Source organism: Methanosarcina siciliae T4/M, assembly GCF_000970085.1.
Classification (GTDB): domain Archaea; phylum Halobacteriota; class Methanosarcinia; order Methanosarcinales; family Methanosarcinaceae; genus Methanosarcina; species Methanosarcina siciliae.
The window spans coordinates 162,931-182,040 of record NZ_CP009506.1 but is presented as its reverse complement, the minus strand read 5'-3'; the positions used below and the strand labels follow the sequence as shown (position 1 = coordinate 182,040).

At 46.1% G+C, this 19,110-nt stretch carries 19 protein-coding genes; 11 read left to right on the top strand and 8 right to left on the bottom strand.

What is annotated here, in order from left to right:
* The first annotated feature begins 97 nt into the window (after positions 1-97).
* The 3 genes from MSSIT_RS00870 (at position 98) to MSSIT_RS00860 (ending at position 2,861) form a co-directional block, all read left to right on the top strand.
* Positions 98-619 (top strand): 50S ribosomal protein L16, encoded by a 522-nt coding sequence (locus MSSIT_RS00870; RefSeq protein WP_048169226.1) that lies wholly within the window; start codon positions 98-100, stop codon positions 617-619.
* 38 nt (positions 620-657) lie between these two features.
* The gene (locus tag MSSIT_RS00865) at positions 658-1,266 is read left to right on the top strand and encodes a translation initiation factor IF-2 subunit beta (RefSeq protein WP_048169224.1); all 609 of its coding nucleotides are present in this window, start codon (positions 658-660) and stop codon (positions 1,264-1,266) included.
* Between the two features lie 380 nt (positions 1,267-1,646).
* A complete protein-coding gene (locus MSSIT_RS00860; RefSeq protein WP_048169221.1) occupies positions 1,647-2,861 on the top strand; it encodes a radical SAM protein in 1,215 nt (404 codons plus the stop codon).
* Between the two features lie 77 nt (positions 2,862-2,938).
* Here the strand turns inward: MSSIT_RS00860 and hepT are convergent, their stop codons facing one another.
* Both hepT and mntA read right to left on the bottom strand, forming a co-directional pair.
* Positions 2,939-3,361: a type VII toxin-antitoxin system HepT family RNase toxin gene (hepT, locus tag MSSIT_RS00855; RefSeq protein ID WP_048169219.1), complete on the bottom strand. Its 423-nt coding sequence runs from the start codon at positions 3,359-3,361 to the stop codon at positions 2,939-2,941.
* A 1-nt stretch (position 3,362) separates the two neighbouring features.
* On the bottom strand, positions 3,363-3,767 hold the full coding sequence (gene mntA, locus MSSIT_RS00850) for a type VII toxin-antitoxin system MntA family adenylyltransferase antitoxin (RefSeq protein ID WP_048169217.1): 405 nt from the start codon (positions 3,765-3,767) through the stop codon (positions 3,363-3,365).
* A gap of 361 nt (positions 3,768-4,128) precedes the next feature.
* Here mntA and MSSIT_RS00845 point away from each other — a divergent pair, with 361 nt between their 5' ends.
* Both MSSIT_RS00845 and pheS read left to right on the top strand, forming a co-directional pair.
* The gene (locus MSSIT_RS00845; protein WP_187151840.1) at positions 4,129-5,442 is read left to right on the top strand and encodes a tryptophan--tRNA ligase; all 1,314 of its coding nucleotides are present in this window, start codon (positions 4,129-4,131) and stop codon (positions 5,440-5,442) included.
* A gap of 145 nt (positions 5,443-5,587) precedes the next feature.
* Complete coding sequence (pheS, locus tag MSSIT_RS00840; RefSeq protein WP_048169213.1) at positions 5,588-7,066, top strand: phenylalanine--tRNA ligase subunit alpha; 1,479 nt, start codon at positions 5,588-5,590, stop codon at positions 7,064-7,066.
* A 249-nt stretch (positions 7,067-7,315) separates the two neighbouring features.
* Here the strand turns inward: pheS and MSSIT_RS00835 are convergent, their stop codons facing one another.
* A complete protein-coding gene (locus tag MSSIT_RS00835; protein ID WP_048169211.1) occupies positions 7,316-8,182 on the bottom strand; it encodes a class I SAM-dependent methyltransferase in 867 nt (288 codons plus the stop codon).
* Positions 8,183-8,440: 258 nt separating this feature from the next.
* Here MSSIT_RS00835 and MSSIT_RS00830 point away from each other — a divergent pair, with 258 nt between their 5' ends.
* Both MSSIT_RS00830 and MSSIT_RS00825 read left to right on the top strand, forming a co-directional pair.
* Positions 8,441-9,793: an MFS transporter gene (locus tag MSSIT_RS00830; protein WP_082088833.1), complete on the top strand. Its 1,353-nt coding sequence runs from the start codon at positions 8,441-8,443 to the stop codon at positions 9,791-9,793.
* A 187-nt stretch (positions 9,794-9,980) separates the two neighbouring features.
* Positions 9,981-10,199, top strand: a complete 219-nt coding sequence (locus MSSIT_RS00825) for a PLDc N-terminal domain-containing protein (RefSeq protein ID WP_048169206.1) — start codon at positions 9,981-9,983, stop codon at positions 10,197-10,199.
* 59 nt (positions 10,200-10,258) lie between these two features.
* On the opposite strand, the gene MSSIT_RS00820 is transcribed toward MSSIT_RS00825, so the two are convergent.
* Positions 10,259-10,855 carry a c-type cytochrome gene (locus tag MSSIT_RS00820; protein WP_048169204.1) on the bottom strand — a complete coding sequence of 199 codons (597 nt, stop codon included), beginning with the start codon at positions 10,853-10,855 and terminating at the stop codon, positions 10,259-10,261.
* Between the two features lie 241 nt (positions 10,856-11,096).
* Positions 11,097-13,292, bottom strand: a complete 2,196-nt coding sequence (locus MSSIT_RS00815) for a heavy metal translocating P-type ATPase (protein WP_082089102.1) — start codon at positions 13,290-13,292, stop codon at positions 11,097-11,099.
* Positions 13,293-13,409: 117 nt separating this feature from the next.
* Between MSSIT_RS00815 and MSSIT_RS00810 the strand changes: the two genes are divergently transcribed.
* Positions 13,410-13,682 carry a hypothetical protein gene (locus tag MSSIT_RS00810; RefSeq protein ID WP_048169202.1) on the top strand — a complete coding sequence of 91 codons (273 nt, stop codon included), beginning with the start codon at positions 13,410-13,412 and terminating at the stop codon, positions 13,680-13,682.
* Positions 13,683-14,649: 967 nt separating this feature from the next.
* On the opposite strand, the gene MSSIT_RS00800 is transcribed toward MSSIT_RS00810, so the two are convergent.
* Positions 14,650-14,862, bottom strand: a complete 213-nt coding sequence (locus MSSIT_RS00800; RefSeq protein WP_231590307.1) for a YgaP family membrane protein — start codon at positions 14,860-14,862, stop codon at positions 14,650-14,652.
* A gap of 271 nt (positions 14,863-15,133) precedes the next feature.
* Here MSSIT_RS00800 and MSSIT_RS00795 point away from each other — a divergent pair, with 271 nt between their 5' ends.
* Together MSSIT_RS00795 and MSSIT_RS00790 are read left to right on the top strand one after the other, a co-directional pair.
* Positions 15,134-16,408 (top strand): YcaO-related McrA-glycine thioamidation protein, encoded by a 1,275-nt coding sequence (locus MSSIT_RS00795; RefSeq protein WP_048169196.1) that lies wholly within the window; start codon positions 15,134-15,136, stop codon positions 16,406-16,408.
* Complete coding sequence (locus MSSIT_RS00790; RefSeq protein WP_231590285.1) at positions 16,405-17,064, top strand: TfuA-related McrA-glycine thioamidation protein; 660 nt, start codon at positions 16,405-16,407, stop codon at positions 17,062-17,064. The genes MSSIT_RS00795 and MSSIT_RS00790 overlap by 4 nt, the downstream gene beginning before the upstream one ends.
* Before the next feature lie 170 nt (positions 17,065-17,234).
* Here the strand turns inward: MSSIT_RS00790 and MSSIT_RS00785 are convergent, their stop codons facing one another.
* Both MSSIT_RS00785 and MSSIT_RS00780 read right to left on the bottom strand, forming a co-directional pair.
* Entirely contained in the window at positions 17,235-17,492 is a 258-nt protein-coding gene (locus tag MSSIT_RS00785; protein ID WP_048169192.1) for a hypothetical protein, read from the bottom strand.
* Complete coding sequence (locus MSSIT_RS00780) at positions 17,489-18,454, bottom strand: DUF7490 domain-containing protein (RefSeq protein ID WP_231590271.1); 966 nt, start codon at positions 18,452-18,454, stop codon at positions 17,489-17,491. Before MSSIT_RS00780 ends, MSSIT_RS00785 begins: the two co-directional genes overlap by 4 nt.
* Positions 18,455-18,606: 152 nt before the next feature.
* On the opposite strand from MSSIT_RS00780, the gene MSSIT_RS00775 reads away from it, so the two are divergent.
* Positions 18,607-19,059, top strand: a complete 453-nt coding sequence (locus MSSIT_RS00775) for a universal stress protein (RefSeq protein ID WP_011020220.1) — start codon at positions 18,607-18,609, stop codon at positions 19,057-19,059.
* Positions 19,060-19,110: the final 51 nt, after the last annotated feature.

The following is a 19,110-nucleotide window of genomic DNA, read 5'->3' as shown; positions in this document are numbered from 1 at the left end:
CGTAAACTTGAAGCAAACGCTTATAAATGGGTTATAAGTGGAAAAAGGTTCCACTCAAAATTTATCAAAATCATCATCTTTCAGGAGAATCAGACTAATGGTACGAAAGCCAGGAAGTATGTATAGAAACGTGAGACAGCGCTCATTTACCAGAAGAAAATACATGGGCGGTGTTCCCGGAAGCCAGGTTATTCACTATGATATGGGAGACAAAGCAAACACAAGTTTCCCTGTAAAAATTTCCCTGGTCGTAGAAGAAAAATGTCAGATCAGGCACACTGCGCTTGAAGCAGCCCGTATCACAGCAAACAGGCACCTTGTCGCTGACACAGGGAAAATGGGCTTTTACATGAAGCTCCGTGTTTACCCCCACGAAGTAGTCAGGGAAAACAAACAGGCAACAGGCGCCGGAGCAGACCGTGTGTCCAGTGGGATGCGCAGGGCTTTTGGAAAGAACGTCGGTACCGCAGCAAGGGTAAAACCAATGCAGAAGATCTTTACAGTAGCCGTTGAGAAGCAGAACTTCAAGGCTGCAAAGGAAGCTCTCTGGCACGCCGGACAGAAGCTGCCCACCCCTTGCAGAATCGTTATCGATGAAGGCGCGGAACTGGTACAGTAACCGGGAAGAAGCCGTAAAATTACGAGGGAGTCTAAAGAATGTATGATTACGAAGAGCTTTTGAACCGTGCAATGGCAAAGATGCCGGACACAGAGACTACTGATGCTCGATTCGTAATCCCTGAACCCAAACTCTTTTCCGAAGGAAAGACCACAATTCTGGACAACTTCGGAAATATTGCAGACACCCTTAACCGGGACCCTGACCACCTGATGAAATATCTCACCAGGGAACTGGGGACTGCAGGGAAGATAGAAGGCACACGTGCAGTCTTCCAGGGCAGGTTTACGAGAGCTCAGATTTCAGATAATATTCAGGCATATGTTGACGAATACGTCATGTGTTCGGAATGCGGACGCCCGGACACCCAGCTTGTCAGGGTGGACAGGGTGCTTGTCCTGAAATGTTCTGCCTGCGGAGCTCACAGGCCTGTCAAAAAGAGAAAGGTAAGTAACGTGGTTATCAGGGATGCTATCGAAGAAGGTGGAACCTACGAACTCCGGATAGATGCCGTCGGGTCCAAAGGTGACGGGATAGCAAAAATTGATAAGTACACAGTCTTCGTGCCCGGAGCCACAAAAGGCGACGTGGTAAAAGTAAAGATTAAGAAAATCAGCGGAAACCTCGCCTTCTCGGAAAGGATATGAGGTTTAAGCTTTTTTAAATACTTTAAGAGGCAGTCCAGGCCGATCGTGAATTTATTCACCCCTCGAGTCAGGACGGCCAAAGCTCTTATTTTCAGATACATTTTTAAGACCATACATTTTAAACCGGATATATACATAACTTCATGTTCGAGATTCAACATAGCTTCAGATTCCCGCACGACCTGTTTTTAAAGAGTTTACCGCCCTCTGAGGCTGGTTTAAAGTGGGTTTCAAATAGAACAGCTCCATTTATCCCGGGAAAAATAGTTATTTGAATGAGCGGTTTAAAGCAATTTGAATGGGCTTTTTAAATCAGAGACGGTTTTAAATATTTAAACAATTAAACCAGGAACTCGTAAGAAAATGACCTGTGAGGAAAAATGACTCCTGAAAAAAAGAATGTGACGGGCTCTCCTGTAAAGAGTGGAACTATAGAACTTTTTTCCATGCCAGGGCTGTCTGTGAACCTTCAGCAGCAGGAAGGAAAATCTCTGAAGCTTATAACAAACGGGCCTCTGAAAGCGGCCTGCAACCCTGTACTGAAAAAGATGAATTCACGCCTGCAGGAGGAAAAACCGGCTCTGGTACAGGAGGAGAGGATTATTCCATCCGCCTGGCTGCCTCCCATCCCGAGTCCTGTTTTCAAGCGCCTCATTTTTGCAGAAATCCAGATAGCTATGGGAAAATACGTGCCCGAAACCGTCTCAATCGAAATCACCCGCCGGAACAGTGCAAAGTACCCGCCGGAAACCGCTGCTGACGAACTTGATACGGACATAATAAAAAGAGTAATAGACGAAGCCCTGGAACTTGGTACCCTCACTATCAATATTACTGAAAATGATCCCCTGCTGCGGGAAGATGTCTTTGAGCTCATCGAATATGTGGACAAAACCCGGGCCATAGTTAACTGTTCCACCTGGGGTACGGATTTTTCAAAAGAAACCGCCCTTAAACTGAAGGAAGCCGGGATTCATGCCCTCATGGTAGGGGTTTACTCTACCGACCCCGAAAAACACGATGCTGTCCGAAACTCTACAGGAGCATATGAACGGGCCGTCTCTGCCATAAAACTGGCTCTTGAAGCCGGGCTTCTTGTTGTAATGACAACTCACGCCTCTCCCTCAAACATGAAAGAACTTCCTGCCCTTTATGCCCTTGCAGCGGAACTTGGGGTACATGAGTTTTCGGTCTGGGAATCAATGCCGAAAAACAGAGGCGAACCTGTGATTACGGATCGGGACCGGAAAACAATTCTTGAAATGTATCACAGGATTAACTCGGCTCCTGAAGGCCCAAGGATGTTTTCAAACACCTATTTCGAAGGGCAGATGATGGGGGCAATGGCAGGCAGGCGCTGGATGCATGTAACCGCAGAAGGCGATGTAAAACCAAGCCCTTACCCTCCTTTCAGGTTTGGAAATGTAAAAGAAGTGTCCTTAAAAGAGATCTGGCAGAGGATCAGGAGTTATCCGTATTTCCAGAGGCAGAAGAGTTTGAGCCCCATGCACGACCCTGAGTTTATGGATCTTGTAGACAAAATTCCCGAAGAGGCAAAACTACCCTATCCTTTTGAAGAAATCTGTGAAAAATAACCTCAAGATGATCTGCTGTCTGAATCTTCGTTCAAGGCAGCTTTTCTCTGGTATTTTAATGCACCTCAGATCGAGATTCATTCAGCAGATAAATCCTGATCTGATAATTTCTTAACTTCCTGTAAAAAGGATTTCAGGGTCTTAAGATCGTTTTGCAGGACGCCATATACCTGATCAAGGTCTAGCTGCCAGTATATGTGAACGAGGACATTTCTGAACCCCGCCAGATCCGAAAGCTCTTCAGCAAGTTCTTCCGGAATCAACCCTGCCTGACCCAGTATTTCAAAGGCTTCTCTATATGTCGTGGGTTTCCCCAGTCCCTCTTTAACTATTAACCCGGCAGCTACATCTATTGCAGCCTGGATGCTGACCAGCATGGCATGAAGAACCATATTCCTTTTGTCCCTATCTCTCTTCAGATCTTTCAGGGATATGGCCTGATATCTTTCCCAGTCCTTCTGGGATTCATCAAGCTCTCTGAGATGGGCCAGTATTCTCATTTTATGCCCTCGCCAGGAATTCCTTGTCTATCAAATCATACATATACTTCAGGTCCAGATAAGCCGAAATTACCTCAGATTCGTAATCGATTCTGTTGGGCTCGTTCCTGGAGAAGATAACATGTCCTTTTTTAATAACCTCGAACTGAAATTCTATCGGAGAATTGTTAAGTATTTTTACGTCAAACTCAAATCTGGGCCTGATTCGCCTCTCCAGCTCACCTGCAATTCTTAAAGAGAACTTGAGACTTTGATAAGGATCTAAACTTTCGGACAGGAGCAAAGCTACATCGATATCGTTGAAATTTGTTCTTTCAAGAAATGAGCCGAATACGTAGGCTGTATCTACCTCTTTTAATCCGGCTAAAATCTTGCTTATATCTTCTAAGAATGAGCTCTTATCCATCTAATTACAATTGAGCTTTTGAATATATATTTCTGGGGGTCAGAACCTGATACCAAGATTAATTAGCCAAGATTAATTAGAAGACAGAAAAGGCGTGGACTAACTCCTAAATTTTTTACAGATTATATTTCAGTTTTTGAGAGGAAAATTTCTTCCAAATAACTTAAAGAAAAGAAGTGCAAAGTAATATTAAGTTCCGGAACTTAACGCCAGAAGATAAACATTTACATATAAGCAGGTATTTTTAAAGAGCAATTTAGCCGGAAAGAAGTTTTCACCCTTATTTACGTTACCCTATTTATGTAGCAAGAAAAAGCTGCCTGCGGTTGCTTTCCGGAAAAGGCAGCCCATGAGGGACTTTATGAATACTAAACTTGACCCGTGGAGTTCAAGCGATATCACTGACTATTCCAAACTATTCGAAGAATTCGGGATTTCTCCTTTTGAAAACATACTTCCGGAAATCCCTTCCCCGCACATGTACATGCGGAGAAAAATTATCTTCGGGCACCGTGATTACGAACAGATTGCAGAGGCCATGCGGACAGGTGCCCCTTTTTCGGTTATGGACGGTTTTATGCCCTCAGGAAAGGTCCATCTCGGGCATAAGATGGTCATGGACCAGATAGTCTGGCATCAGGAAATGGGAGCTTCCGCCTTTGTAGGGATTGCAGACAGGGAAGCCTTTTCCGTACGCGGTTTTTCCTGGCAGAAGTGCAGGGAAATAGGAGTTGAAGAATACATATTAAGCCTGATCGCCCTCGGATTCAAACCCGACGGCCTTATCTATTTCCAGTCAGGCTGCGGAAGCGTCAAAGACCTGGCATTTGAACTCGGGGCCAAGGTCAATTTTTCGGAACTGAGTGCAATCTACGGCTTTTCGGGAGAAACAAGCCTCTCCCATATGCTCAGCGTGGCAACCCAGGCTGCAGATATCCTCCAGCCCCAGCTTGAAGAATTCGGAGGACCGAAGCCGGTTGTGGTCCCCGTAGGCCCGGACCAGGACCCTCACCTCCGCCTGACAAGGGGACTTGCAGGCAAGATGAACATGTTCAGGGTAGAGGAGCGGGAAGACGTAAAGACAGGCAGGAAATACCTGAGCGTCAGGGGAAAAACCGCCCAGAAAGAGGCCCTTCAGGAGCTTAAGAAACGCATTCCCGGGAAAGTAAAGCTCTATGAAGAGCACATTGACGTGCTCGGGTATCCCGACCTTGCAGGACTTGAAAAGCTTGTCAGGGAAGTCGCAGTCGAGTTCGGAGGCTACGCTTTTATTCCTCCAGCCTCCACCTACCACAGGTTCATGAGCGGACTGCAGGGCGGGAAGATGTCCAGCAGTATTCCCGAAAGCCAGATTGCCCTTACGGACTCCCCGAAGGATGGGGCAAAAAAGATAAAGCGGGCAAAAACCGGGGGCTGCGTAACCCTCGAAGAGCAGAAAAAACTGGGAGGAAAACCCGAGGAATGTTCGGTCTTTGAACTCATGCTTTTCCACCTGATTGCCAGCGATGAAGAACTGCTGGAAATCAAGCAGGAATGTATCTCCGGGACAAGGATGTGCGGCTCATGCAAGCAGCTTGCAGCCGAAAAAATGCAGGAATTCCTTAAAGACCATCAGGAAAAGAGGGAACTTGCACGGGAACATCTTGACGAATACAGAATTATCTACAAGGACTGAACTATTCATAATTTACAAAGACTGAATTATTCATAAACTTACAAAATCAGATTATTAGCAGACTTATCAGATTCCGATAAAAGATCGGATCCTTATAACAATCAAATCCTTAATCATTTCAGGAAGATCAGGACGTGATTACAATATGAGTGCTCAGGATAACCTTACAATCAACGAAAAAAAGGTCTTGCTCGCCCTTGAGGAGCTGGGGTCGGCAGCTCCCGATAAACTGGAAGAAAAGTCCGGGCTGCAGGTGGATGCGGCAATGCAGGCAGCCTTCATGCTCCAGGAAAAAGGACTTGCTTCCGTCTCCGAAAAAGTGCTCGAACGTTACTCCCTTACAAAGGAGGGAGAAGAATATACGAAAACCGGACTTCCGGAGCGCCAGATAATTGACGCCCTGAAAGCTCCCGCCCCTCTTGAAGAACTCAGGAGCCGCTTTTCCCCCAAGACCGTGGGGATCGCAACCGGCTGGCTCATAAAAAAAGGGTGGGCAAAGGTTGAAAACGGAGTTATGGTACCTTCGGGAAAAGCTCCTGCAGGCAAGGACGAAGAAGCTCTTGCGACTTTCGCAGGCCAGGCAAAAACTCTCGAAGAGCTTGCAGCCGACGAAGGAACTGTAAAGGAACTGCTCAAGCGCAAACTTGTCATAAAGCACGAAGAGAAGTCCAGAACTGTTTCCGTAACAGGAGCAGGGTGCGCTCTTGCTGCCGAAGGCATTGTCCTTGAAGAAGAAATTGCCCAGCTCACTCCCGAACTGCTGAAGAGCGGGGCCTGGAAAGGGAAAAAGTTCAGGCCTTACAGGCTCGACATCACCCCGAAACCCCTCTACGGAACCAAAATCCACCCTTACAGGCGCCTGATTGAACAGATGCGCCAGATCTTCCTGGAAATGGGCTTCACGGAAATCAAAGGGGGCATAATCCAGAGCTCTTTCTGGAACTTCGATGCTCTCTTCCAGCCCCAGGACCACCCTGCAAGGGACATGCAGGACACCTTCCACCTCGGCAGCACCTGCCAGCTCCCGGCTGAATATTTCGAAAAAGTGGCGGCAATGCACGAGAACGGGGGAGATATCGACTCCTGCGGCTGGGGGGGGATCTGGGACAGGGACCTTGCCAGGCGCAATGTGCTCAGGACCCATACCACTTCAGTAACCATAAAGTACCTCGCAGACAACCCCGAACCACCTGTAAAAGCCTTCTGTATTGACAGGGCGTACCGCAGGGAAACAATTGACCCTACCCATACTCCCGAATTCGAGCAGCTTGAAGGCGTGGTAATGGACAAAGATATGTCCTTTGCTGACCTGCTCGGGCTCCTTGCAGAGTTCTACCACAGGATGGGGTTCGAAGAAGTCCGCTTCCGCCCGGGCTATTTCCCCTACACCGAACCGAGTGTGGAACCTGAGGTCTACGTGGACGGCCTTGGCTGGGTCGAACTCGGAGGAGCAGGCGTCTTCAGAAAAGAAGTCACGGAACCTTTCGGGATCAAAGAACCCGTCCTTGCCTGGGGGCTCGGAGTAAGCCGGCTCGCCATGCTGAAACTGGGGCTTAAAGACCTGAGGCTCCTCTACCAGTCCGATATCGACTGGCTCAGAAAGAGCGAGGTTTGTAGGATTTAAAGCTTTAAGCAAAAATTCAAATTTTAAACTTTAAAGCGGGTCATGGGCTGAAAAAACTGCCTGCTTCAGCCCGCAGGCAATTTTCCTTTTTTCACATTTTTTGATCTTCCGTTACCAGGCTGTTGAAATTTCAATGCTTAATTTTCCGGCGCAATCGAAGATAGTTCGTCAATTTGCTCGAAACCTGCCGGCTTAGCAGTTCCCGGCCCCTCCTGACATAGAAAAAGTTAGGCAAACATACGCAGTCGATTACACTTTCTCCGCATAGACTATCCTTTCGACCGGCGTAGAGGCAAGTTCCCGACCTGTAGGCCTGATATACCGCGCGGCAAGTTCCTCGTAACCGACATGCTCGACTACCTGCCAGCCGTACCCCTCAAGAAAATCCGGCCACTCTTCAGGGTCCATCCCGAAAAGCCAGATCTTATCCCTTACGTACTTTTTGTAGATATTCTCCCAGCCGTACATTACCCGGCCATCGAGAAAGTCTTTGCGAGTATATGTGAAAGCCAGAAGGCTGCCGTGCTCGGCTTTAGCCAGAAAATCAAAAGTCACTCTGATTCCGGTTTCAGTCAGATACTGCGTGACAGCCTCCCATATGAAAAATGTCCGCATGTCCTTAGAGTAGCCATAAGAAGCAAGAACGGGACCCAGTTCTTCTCGATCAAAATCTATCGGCACAAGCCTGACGTGGGACGGAACTGCTCCGAACAACTTACACAGCCGGGTCTGCTTGGAATTAATGTTTTCAGGCTGATCAACCTCCCAGACCGGCATTTCAGATAGAGCTGGTAACCGGTATGCTCGGGTGTCAAAGCCTGCACCCAGATTCACGACCGCATTAACCTGATTGACCGACTTGATAAGCTTCTCGTCTATGTACCGTTTTCTGCACATCATCCCGCCCCAGATACCGGGAGTGTCTTTCTCGGTAACCCGAATCATCCAGGCCCTTACCGAATTAAACCGCATCAGCCATACAAGAGATCTCATGCCTAACGGCAGTATTCGATAAGCAAGATCGTCTTCGATTATGCGTTGATTCTCAGGAAAATATTGCTCGATAGCGACCAGTACTGTTGGGCCTACTCCTGTTTTAGCTGCAGCTTTTGTCATGATGCTTCTCTCTATTCACCCTCCATTCACTCTCTATATTCATTTAGTCGGCCTATGCGTTTAATTTTGCTATAACGAAAGCAACAAAAAAGTTTCCGGGTTGCAGATAACATCGAGCCCGTGCATTGAATATTTCACATCCGGTTGTATTCGAGCAGCTATTTCTGCACTCAGACCTGAAAATTTCATGGGAAATAAGGGTTAAGTAGCTCCGGGCCCTTATTTCTGGCACAAAACCTTAAAAAGAAAAAAACTGGAATGAATATGGAAACAGGTCCGGAAAGCGTGAGACAGGAAAATAGGCCTGACCCTCCTGCACGAGAGAGGATTTCCCTTCTCCCTCTCCTTACGGTCAATTTTATAGGCACGCTCGGGTTCAGCATTGTCCTCCCCTTCCTTGTCTTTCTGGTAAACCGGCTTGGAGGCAATGCTTTCATTTACGGACTTGCAAGTTCCATGTATCCGGCTTTCCAGCTAATAGGCGCCCCGGTCCTCGGCAGGTGGTCTGATATTTACGGGCGTAAAAAAATACTGCTCTTGAGCCAGGTGGGGACCCTCCTTTCATGGATTATCTTTCTCGGAGCTCTTTTTCTCCCGGTTGTAACCCTTTTTCAGGTCGATTCCGAAGTCCTGGGGACTTTTGCCTTCACCCTGCCCCTTGCAGCGCTCTTCTTTGCGCGGGCTTTCGACGGGCTGACCGGAGGCAACGTGTCCGTAGCCAATGCCTATCTGGCAGACATTACCGAAGAAAAAGACAGGAACCGAAATTTCGGAAAAATGTCGATTTCCTCAAACCTCGGGTTCATAGTGGGCCCTGCCCTTGCCGGACTTTTGAGCATAACAGCATACGGAGAAGCAGCCCCTGTCCTTGGTGCAGTGGTAATTTCCCTTATAGGAACTTTACTGATTATATTTTATATCCCCGAAAACAGAGAATGCTCTCTGAAGGGACCTGTCAAAGCCGAAGACATAAGAAAAGTGTTTGGCTACGAGATAAAGGAATGCCGGACCGTGCGGGAAACCGGGAAGCCTTCCTTCAGGGAAGTTTTAAAGCTTCCGAATATCCCTTACATGCTCGGCCTTTACTTCCTCATCTTTCTCGGCTTCAATATTTTCTACACCGCTTTTCCGCTGCATGCAATCGCAGCCCTTGACTGGGGCATAGCAGGAATGGGGGTCTACTTTACGGTCCTGAGCGGTCTTCTGATAATTGTGCAGGGTTCCATACTCCCAAGGCTTTCAAAAAGATATTCGGAAGCCTCGCTGATAATATTCGGAAGCCTTATGCTCGGCACGAACTTTCTGCTGCTTATCCCCGGAAACCTCTTTCTGACCTATCTTGCAACGGGATTTTTCGCAATGGGGGACGGACTTATGTGGCCTTCTTTCCTCTCCCTTCTATCAAAAATTGCAGGGAAAAATTACCAGGGCACGGTACAGGGATTTGCCGGCAGCTTCGGAGGGCTTGCAAGCATAACCGGCCTGATCCTCGGAGGGTTTTTATACGAACTGCTTGCAGGAAGAGCCTTTTTGCTTGCAGGTATGATAATCTATATCGTATTTTTCCTCAATTTCAGGCTAAGGAGATTTGAGAAAGAGCTAAAATACTGAGATAGAATTTGAGATAAGAACTTGAGACCAAAGAAAGATGGGATTAAAAAAGGCAAAAAACCAAACTGTTTAAGTAAATAGGGCCGTATATTGAAAAATAGAACGGGGCTGAGAAAAATCCAGATTAAGAAAAACTCTGGTTAAGAAAAATTTCGGATTAAGAAAAACCAAAACAGGAAACAGTAAAATGCCAGGTAATTACCTTATTCTCATTATATTCGGATTTATTTTTCTTCTTTCTTTTATCCTCTGGGCCTGGACCCTTGTTGACTGCCTGCGAAAAGAAACGGACAAAGGGAATACACGCCTTAAATGGATCATAGTAATTGTTTTTACATACATTGTAGGAGCTTTTCTTTACTACCTTATCAGGCAGCCTAAAAGAATCAAAGAACTCGGCAGGTAATTCCCGAGAGCTCAGGCATCTCCCGATTATCCGGAGAAAAAGTAGAGAGGGTTCCCCCCTCAAAGCGTTTTAAGGTATTCAACGACGTCATTCACATCCTTATCGGTCATATTCCATCTGGGCATGGTAAGGTCAAGAGGCTCGCCTGCAGAATCAATACCCTCCCGGATCGCCCTTTTGATGGTCTCGTCCGTATATGGAGGATGTCCTTCCTCTTCTTCGTGCTCGTCAGAAGTAAGGGTCTCATATCTGATATCCGGAGGGATTGTGTAACCCATCATCACCGGATATCCTCCTCTCCCGTCCGTCCGATGGCAGTCAACACAGCTCCCTCCATGAACGTACAGCCAGTGAGGACCGTACTCTGTCTCAATACGCTCACCGCTTTCATTAAACCCGGTATAGTAGATTAACTCCCCGTTTGACTCAAAATCACTTATGTTATAGGAAGGATACCCTCCCGGATACATACCTCTTCCCGGATACATTCCACCTCCCGGATACATTCCACCTCCCGGATACGAAGTCCTGTTTTCCGAATAAATATCAGGCCGGCCATAGAAGCCGTCCCCTGTACGAGAAAATCCCCACATGGTCCCGAAAGTAAAAATAAGGAAAGCTATCCCTGCGACTATCAGAACCAGCAGGAGAATCAGGAATGGATTGCTTTTGCTCTCCCTGTCTGCGATGCTTTAACCCCCTTTTAAATCATACCTGAGTTTATCTGTTAAAATAATCAGCCAAAATAATCAGCCAAGATTATCAGGTTTTTTGTTCACTACTTATTATTTTCTTCTTTTTCCCCTTACATGCTTTGAGATGAATTTGACTCCTGCAGAAACCATTGCTGCCAGAGCCAGTATCTTCATCAAACCGCGAATTATTCCGAACATTAAATCACCCCATATCTAAAGCTCTTGCATTTATAGCCACGATCACGGTACTAAGGCTCATGAGAACCGCCCCTATGGCAGGGCTCAATAAGATGCCGCATCCGTAGAGTACCCCCGCTGCAAGCGGAATTGCAAATACATTATACCCGGTTGCCCAGAGCAGGTTCTGGTACATCTTGGAGTAAGTTTTTCTGGAAAGCTCAATAATGTACAGCACATCTCCCGGATCGTTTTTCACCAGTACGACATCAGCGGTTTCGATTGCAACATCCGTGCCTGCTCCGATGGCTATGCCCACATCAGCCTGGGCAAGGGCAGGGGCGTCATTGACCCCATCTCCGACCATGCCGGTAATGTACTGCTTCTGGACTTCCTTGACCTTTGCAGCCTTTTCGTGCGGGAGGACTTCTGCAAAGTAGTCGTCAAGCTCCAGTTCCTTAGACACCCAGGCAGCAACATAGCGGTTGTCCCCGGTAAGCATCAGGCATTTTATACCCATTCCTTTGAGCTTTGAAATTGCTTCCCTTGACTCTTTCCGGACAATGTCGGCAAGGGCAAGGGCTCCAAGCACCGTATCTCCTTCAAGTAGAAATACAACGGTTTTTCCCTGCTCCTTAATTTCTTCTATTTTCTCAGATTCGATTCTCCCGTTATTCAGGAGAATTCCTTTTTCTTCAAGGTAGCCCGGGCTTACAACAAGGAATTTCCTGCCTTCTATTGTGCCCTCGATTCCTTTTCCGGGAATGGAACTGAACTTTTCAACCGGTAAAGGCTCTATCCCTTCTTCCCTGGCACTTTCAAGAATTCCCCTTGCGATCGGGTGTTCCGAACTTGCTTCAAGAGAAGCTGCAAGGCTGAGGACCTCTTTGTCGTTAATTTTATCGACATCTCCTGAGAGCAAAACTACATCGGTTACCCCAAATCTGCCTTCAGTGAGGGTTCCGGTTTTATCAAAAATTACAGCCTCAAGGCTCCGGGCTTTTTCAAATGCCTGCCGGTCCCTGATGAGAAGCCCGGACTTTGCCGCCAGGGACGTTGAAACTGCAACCACGAGCGGGATCGCAAGCCCGAGGGCATGCGGGCAGGTGATAACCATTACGGTTACCGCTCTCTCCAGGGCAAAGACAACTTCATGCCCGAAGAAAATCCAGAGGAGAAAGGTGAGCGCGCCCACAGTCAGGGCTATGATCGTCAGGTACATTGCAGCCCTGTTCGCCAGGTCCTGAGTCTTTGATTTGCTTTCCTGGGCTGTTCTGACGAGTTCGACAACCTGGTTAAGATAGGTGTCCTTGCCCGTTTTTTTTACCTCCACGACAAAAGCCGCCTCTCCGTTAATCGAACCGCCTATGACCTCAGTTCCCGGCTTTTTCGTGACAGGTCTTGATTCCCCTGTGAGCATTGATTCATTGACGCTGCTCGTCCCTTCCGTAACAATCCCGTCAACAGGAATCTTTTCCCCGGGCTTGACCAGAACCCTGTCCCCTATTTTTAACCGGTCAACTCCCACGTCAACAGTTTCGCCGTTTTTCTTCAGGTGAGCAATAGAGGGCATGATTTTTACAAGCTCTTCAAGGGCTCTTGAAGCCCCCATTACCGAGCGCATCTCCAGCCAGTGCCCGAGCAGCATTACATCGATAAGGGTTACGAGTTCCCAAAAAAAAACGCCACCTGGAAGCCCGAATACCACCGCAGAACTGTAAAAATAAGCCACGCTGATAGCAACGGCTATAAGGGTCATCATTCCCGGAGCTTTCTCTGCAAGCTCGTCTTTGAGCCCTTTGAGAAACGGATAGCCGCCGTAGAAATAAACGACAGTGGAAAGCAAAAAGGTAAGAATATCCGCGCCTGGAACGCGAAACTCAAAACCAAAAAAGCCCTGAATCATGGGAGAGAGCAGCAAAACCGGGAAGGTCAGTATAAAAGAAACGATGAATCTTTTTCTGAAATCTGCAAGCATATGAGCATGGTGATCGCCATGACCTTTGCCGTGACCTTTGCCCCCCATTTCATGCCCCTCATGTTGCATTCCTTCATGCTGGTCATGACCCTGAGGGTTCATCTCAGCGTTCTGATCATGGGTTTGAGTTATCTTTTCCTCGTGCCCTGCTTGCCCTTCCTGATGGTCCTCATGCAGCATATTTCCAGCCGATTTATGCCCGTTATCTTCGTGCAACTCGTGGGAATTTTTGGGCATTTCCATTCCAGAGTTATGTTTTTTATCGTGAGGAGATTGTTCATTTACCTGAACGGTAGAACTTGTAGTGTCAATCCCTCCGTTTTCAGCCTGCATATACCCAGATACCCCCTGATTTTAATTTTGTTAAATATTATAACTCTTAATATATTTGAAAATAAGGGAATCAAACGTCCCACATCAGACAGAACAGACTTAAAAAAATTACGAATAGTGAAAGAAAATAAAATAAGAGAAAGAAAAAATGGAAAGAAAAAGAAGAAAACTTCAGTAACTTTGTTTACTCTTAATACCCCGATGCACGATGTATATCAAAAAATAGAGCATAATGAAGCAAACGGTCCCGATGAAGACGGTAGACCAGAAAGCCACATATGCAGGAATGTAACTAATTGATCCAAAGTCTCCAAGCAATACCGACATATTATAACATATATGCCCACATGTAATAAACTTACCTTACCACCTTAGAAGGAAAAAAGAAAGACAAGAGAGTTTATAAAGGCAGATCAAAATACAAAAATATCAAAATTGTACAGTCTCACGAAGGATAGATATACGTTTTGCCTTCAATTCCTACATTTTTTACTCTTTTTATTCATGATTTTTTATTCAAGCCGTACAACGTCATTATAGGGATAAAACAGGAGGTCGTTTCTTTTGGCGAGTATCCACAGGTTGGAAAAGACTTTTTCCCGGAACCCGAAAAGAAACCCTTTAATCGGAAACTCCGTGAGTTTGAAGGCTCAGGAAATGGAAATAGAAAGAGTGATTAGAAATTATGTATGCATCTGGTTTCTTTAATGACTTTACCCGTACTATCTTTTTCTATAAATCTCATGATTTCTTTGTCGTGAGAAACCATTGTGTCACAGTAGGGGCATATTTCCGAATTTTTGTATATTACCGTGTGCAGAAACGTTTCTGCATCTTCAAATTGAACAATTTGTGAGCGGAACCATTTTCTACACTGTGTACATCTGATTTCACAGCTTGTAGTCACTTTCATTTACCTCATCTTTTTGATATATTTTTGATATATATAAACAATATTATTAGACATATATAAAGTACTATGATAAAAAAATGATTTCTTCATTGAATAAGAAAGAAAACATCACGTTATACTTCTGTAAAACTACAAAATAAATAGCAATTGCCGGACATTGTCCCGAAACCGGGAAAATGAGGAAGGATTCAGGGAAAGATCAGGCAGAATCCAAAGAAAAAAATCAGCCGGGACTTAACAGTCTGATTTTCAAGAGAAATATTTGTTGAAAAAAGAAACAGAGAACTGATTTTTCCAATGAACTGCCGGCAAAGATTCACTCCCGTATTCTATTTGTTACCCCCAACTCTGTTGTTATTTTTTCCTTGCAGTATTGATCCCGAGAAAAGCGTATGGAGTGCAATGTCTCAGGATCGAACTGTAGAGTCCCGTAAAAGCTATCAGTGCAACAATCCATTTCAAAGGAGAACTTTTTATAAGATTCGTTGCCAGAGCAGTAATTCCAAGTGTCCCTAACAGGGCCCGGAGTACCAGATCAAAACCGCCCACATTTTCTTCCAGAAACAATTTCTTGAGATTCGTCGGACAAAACCCCCATATAAGCCTTCTTACATACTTATAGAACCTCGCAATATATAGCGTTGTTCTGCTTGTGTTCCGTTGTATTTCTTTGTATTCCGTTGTATTCCGTTGTATTCCATTGTATTCCGCTGTATTCCGTTTGATATTTACTTACCAAAAAATCCTGAACAGGAAAATTGTGAACGTCCCTGTTAAAGGGCCTAAAATTCCCGAAAAATCACAAAATATATAACAAGAGATGAGAAGGTTTCTAACTATGCCCGAGATAAAAATTGATAGGTCACTCTCATACCTCGAAGGCACCCAGCGCGTGTATGACGAAGCCACAACCCTTGAAAACACTAAAGATCAGATAAAAAGGATAGGTGTAACCCGAATTGCAGATATAACAAACCTGGACAGGCTCGGAATTCCGATCTTCTCGGCAATCCGTCCCAGTGCCGCTCCGGGAGCGATCAGCATCTACTCAGGCAAGGGCTCAACCGAACAGCGGGCCCGGATTTCGGCAATAATGGAGAGTTTTGAGCGCTGCCTGGCAGAAAGGCCGGGCGTGAACGCAAATATAGAAGGTAGCATCTCTGCCCCGGCCCTTGTGGAGTCCTATGCCAGTGCAAAAGAAAACTGCAGCGTGCTTGACCCTAACTCTCTCCTCCTGTCCCAGCCCTTTAACCCCGGATCCCTTATAGAGTGGGTTGGAGCATATGATTTGATGAACGGAGAAGAGGTCTTCGTAAGTGCAAATGCGGTTTACCACCCTTATGACGCTCCCGGGCAGTGCCAGAAACTTTTCCTGAGCAATACCAACGGACTGGCTTCCGGAAACGTGCTTGAGGAAGCAATCCTGCACGGGCTGCTTGAGGTTATAGAAAGGGACGCAATCAGCACGGCCCAGTTTACCCGGAACCTTGGGAAAGAAATCGTGCTGACTGAAGAGGACGGCTACCTGTACGAGCTTGCCCGGAAATTCAAAGATGCCGGAATAGACCTCAAAATCTGGCTTGTCCCGACCGACACCGGGATTCCCACAATAATTGCAGCAACTGATGACGTTAAATTAAAAGACCCGGCTCTTCTGGTCATGGGAGCAGGTTCCCACCTTAAACCCGAAATCGCAATTTCAAGAGCAATAACCGAAGCCGCACAGTCAAGAGTAGTCCAGATTCAGGGCGCAAGGGAAGACACGGACAGGGAAGGCTTTATCCGAAGTGTGGGATACGACCGCATGAAACGCCTGAACTGGTTCTGGTTCGAAGAAGGAGAAAAAATCTCCCTTTCCGAAGTGAAGGATCTCTCCGGAAAGAGCCCGGCAGAAAACATCGATATAATACTTGGACAGCTGAAGGGGCTTGCCGAAAAGGTGATTGTTGCCGACCTCTCAAGAGAGGAAGTCGCAGTACCTGTAGTCAGGGTAATCATTCCGGGCTTTGAACTCTTCACTATCGACCGCGACCGCAAAGGACAAAGAATCACTGCCGGAAAGAAGAAAGAAATTATAAGAGACAAAAACGATAAGCCGTGGAAAAGAAGATGAAAGCAAGAGCAGTTATCTTTACCGGTAACAGCATCAGCCATGAGGATGCAAAAAAAATCCTCAGGGCAAACTACCAGCCCCCAATACGCAGGTTCCAGCTGGAAAAATTCGTCCGGCAGGGGTATAACGTCATAGGGATTATAGACGGGATCTTCTTTGACCGGGCTGCAGTAGGGCACAGGGAGATCTTGTCTGCCCTTAATGCAGGAGTGAGAGTTGTCGGCGGAGCCAGCATGGGAGCCCTCAGGGCTTCTGAACTGGATACACACGGCATGGTAGGCGTTGGAAAGGTCTATGAATGGTACAGGGACGGGATTATCGAGTCCGATGACGAGGTGGCTGTAAGCACCAACCCTGATACCTTCGAACCCATCTCCGTGCCCCTAGTAAACATCAGGGAAACCCTTAAAGCTGCTCTCGATACCGGAATTGTAAGCGAAAAAGAACAAGACGCCCTTCTGGATCTTGCGATCAACACTTACTACCCTGACCGGAGCTATCTCGGGCTTACAAAGGAAGGGGCAAAAAAAGGGCTGATCCCGGAAGAAAAAAGAAAGCAGCTTCTTGATTTTTGCCTTAGCAGCGAAGTTGATGTAAAAAGACAGGACGCGGTTCTTGTGCTTGAAACCGTAAAAAAGCTTATTGAAGAGGCCTGATATTTAAGGTCTCCTCAAATCAAGGGTTTCGGCTCTTCAAATTCCTTTTTTCAGAGATTGAGAGATTTTCAACTGATTTACCTGTATATTTTCGTCTATTTCGTCTTTTTCGTCTTTCTTTTATATTTCAGGGCTGTTTTTAACTATTTCAACAAATTTTACATTTCATTTCAGCGCTGTACTATGTACAGCCTGAGAACGTACAGGCTTGCAAGCAGGACTATGAAATTGTATACGGCCCTGAAAATGGGGATATACTCATACTCAAACCAGATCTCGATTACTCGCTCTATTGAAAAATAGAGCTGGAAGGTCGCCACAAGCAGAAGCAGCATGGCAATCACAAAAACTCCTTTATTGAAGTTATCCCTGAGATCTGAAGTTTTTGCCTCTTTTGTCTCTGGGCTGAGCTCTTCTGTTTCACTCATCCAAACCGCCTCCTTAGAACCGCTGCCGAACAGAGCAGGACTGCTGCCAGGAAAAGGCTAAACCCGGGAGTTGCTCCTTCTTCGGCATATTTCTCTTCAGGGATCATTTCATAATCATCCACGTTTTCAAACTCACTGGTCTGAATCTTCTTTGTTTCCGTGGAAGTTTTATCTTTAACCTCAACTTTCGGGTTAAGCTGGATATAATCTTCCCCGCGCCTTACAATGGTATCATTGTTCCAGATCAGCACTTCGACAGCGTAGTTGTACTGGTCAGGCATGGTCAGGTTAACACTCCGGATAACTGTTGTTTCGGGCTTGATCTCTCCCGTCAGGGTCCAGACCTTATCGGCAAGTAGCCCCGCGTCCAGTTCCCGGACCTTGACAAGCATACGGAGATCCTGACTGGTTTTCTTTCCCTCGTTTGTCAGATAGATGTCACTTTCAATGAGGACTTTTCTGTCTTCCACTTTCCTGACCCTGAAATCCATTTCGGAAATTTCAAGCCCTATGTCCTGCACATCCGCAGGCAGAAAATCAAGGTTGTAGACATCGATTTCTCCGATGCCCTTCTGGGTATCCCCTTCGAAGAGAACGGAACGTATATTATAGCCTCCGGTCTTTGGCAGGTTCAGACTCTGGCTTACGGCTTTTGTTTCCCCTTTTTCCAGCGCCCCCAATTCAATTCTTTCCTGTGTTTCAAGCAGCCCGCTTTCCCTGCTGTAAACTTTCAAAAGAAGAGAGGAATTTTTCTCCGTATCCCCCTGATATTTTTCTACATATGTGGTAACATTAAGGTCTACAAAAGAAGTCCCGGCACGGTCTGCTGAGATATCCATATCTTTGATGTTGTAGTAGCTTCCCTCTTCAAAGCTCCGAACGCAACCGCTTCCAGAAGCAAAAAGGAAGATAATAGACATCAAAAACAATATCCGGATTGGCTTGATCCTCTGTTTTCCCAAAGTCTATCCTCCTCTTTATTAATTGTATTGACAAGTATATGCCTTTTGCCGTTATCGACAGGCTTTCCATTCCCTGGAAACTTATTCGGTGAAAATTATTAATATAAACATACGGATATTCAGATATGGGATAATATTCCGGGGGTTAGATTATGAAGAGCAAACTCTATAGAAAAATTCTGCTTGCAACCGATGACTCCGAAAGTGCCAGAAAAGCTGCAGATGCCGCGCTTGAGCTTGCTCACCTGAGCGGAGCGAAAATTTATGCTGTCTATGTTATCGACAGATCGATTTATTCTTCGGTTCCTGAAGATCTGGAGTGGGAAGAGGCAATGTATACCCGGTTCAGGGAACTGGGAGAAGAAGCCGTTTCTTATATGGAAAAAGCTGCAAAAGATACTGACTTGCAGGTAGAATCCGTCCTTCTCGAAGGACATCCCGCAGAAGAAATTGTCAATTTTGCAGAAAAGAACGGAATGGACCTGATTATCATTGGCTCGCTTGGAAAAAGCAAAGTCGAACGCTTCCTGATAGGCAGCATATCCGAAAAAGTGATCAGGAACTCAAAAGTCCCGGTACTTGTCGTACACTGGAAAAGACCGTAAAATCGGGATTTTACGGGAAAAATCAGATCGGATTCAACAAAGTGAGGGGAA

Coding starts and splice junctions, on each gene's coding strand:
- MSSIT_RS00870 (WP_048169226.1), top strand. CDS start 98: ATGGTACGAAAGCCAGGAAGTATGTATAGAAACGTGAGACAGCGCTCA.
- mntA (WP_048169217.1), bottom strand. CDS start 3,767: ATGGATAAGAGCTCATTCTTAGAAGATATAAGCAAGATTTTAGCCGGA.
- MSSIT_RS00865 (WP_048169224.1), top strand. CDS start 658: ATGTATGATTACGAAGAGCTTTTGAACCGTGCAATGGCAAAGATGCCG.
- MSSIT_RS00830 (WP_082088833.1), top strand. CDS start 8,441: ATGAATATGGAAACAGGTCCGGAAAGCGTGAGACAGGAAAATAGGCCT.
- MSSIT_RS00795 (WP_048169196.1), top strand. CDS start 15,134: ATGCCCGAGATAAAAATTGATAGGTCACTCTCATACCTCGAAGGCACC.
- MSSIT_RS00860 (WP_048169221.1), top strand. CDS start 1,647: ATGACTCCTGAAAAAAAGAATGTGACGGGCTCTCCTGTAAAGAGTGGA.
- MSSIT_RS00775 (WP_011020220.1), top strand. CDS start 18,607: ATGAAGAGCAAACTCTATAGAAAAATTCTGCTTGCAACCGATGACTCC.
- MSSIT_RS00825 (WP_048169206.1), top strand. CDS start 9,981: ATGCCAGGTAATTACCTTATTCTCATTATATTCGGATTTATTTTTCTT.
- MSSIT_RS00785 (WP_048169192.1), bottom strand. CDS start 17,492: ATGAGTGAAACAGAAGAGCTCAGCCCAGAGACAAAAGAGGCAAAAACT.
- pheS (WP_048169213.1), top strand. CDS start 5,588: ATGAGTGCTCAGGATAACCTTACAATCAACGAAAAAAAGGTCTTGCTC.
- MSSIT_RS00815 (WP_082089102.1), bottom strand. CDS start 13,292: ATGGAAATGCCCAAAAATTCCCACGAGTTGCACGAAGATAACGGGCAT.
- MSSIT_RS00835 (WP_048169211.1), bottom strand. CDS start 8,182: ATGACAAAAGCTGCAGCTAAAACAGGAGTAGGCCCAACAGTACTGGTC.
- MSSIT_RS00845 (WP_187151840.1), top strand. CDS start 4,129: ATGAATACTAAACTTGACCCGTGGAGTTCAAGCGATATCACTGACTAT.
- MSSIT_RS00790 (WP_231590285.1), top strand. CDS start 16,405: ATGAAAGCAAGAGCAGTTATCTTTACCGGTAACAGCATCAGCCATGAG.
- hepT (WP_048169219.1), bottom strand. CDS start 3,361: ATGAGAATACTGGCCCATCTCAGAGAGCTTGATGAATCCCAGAAGGAC.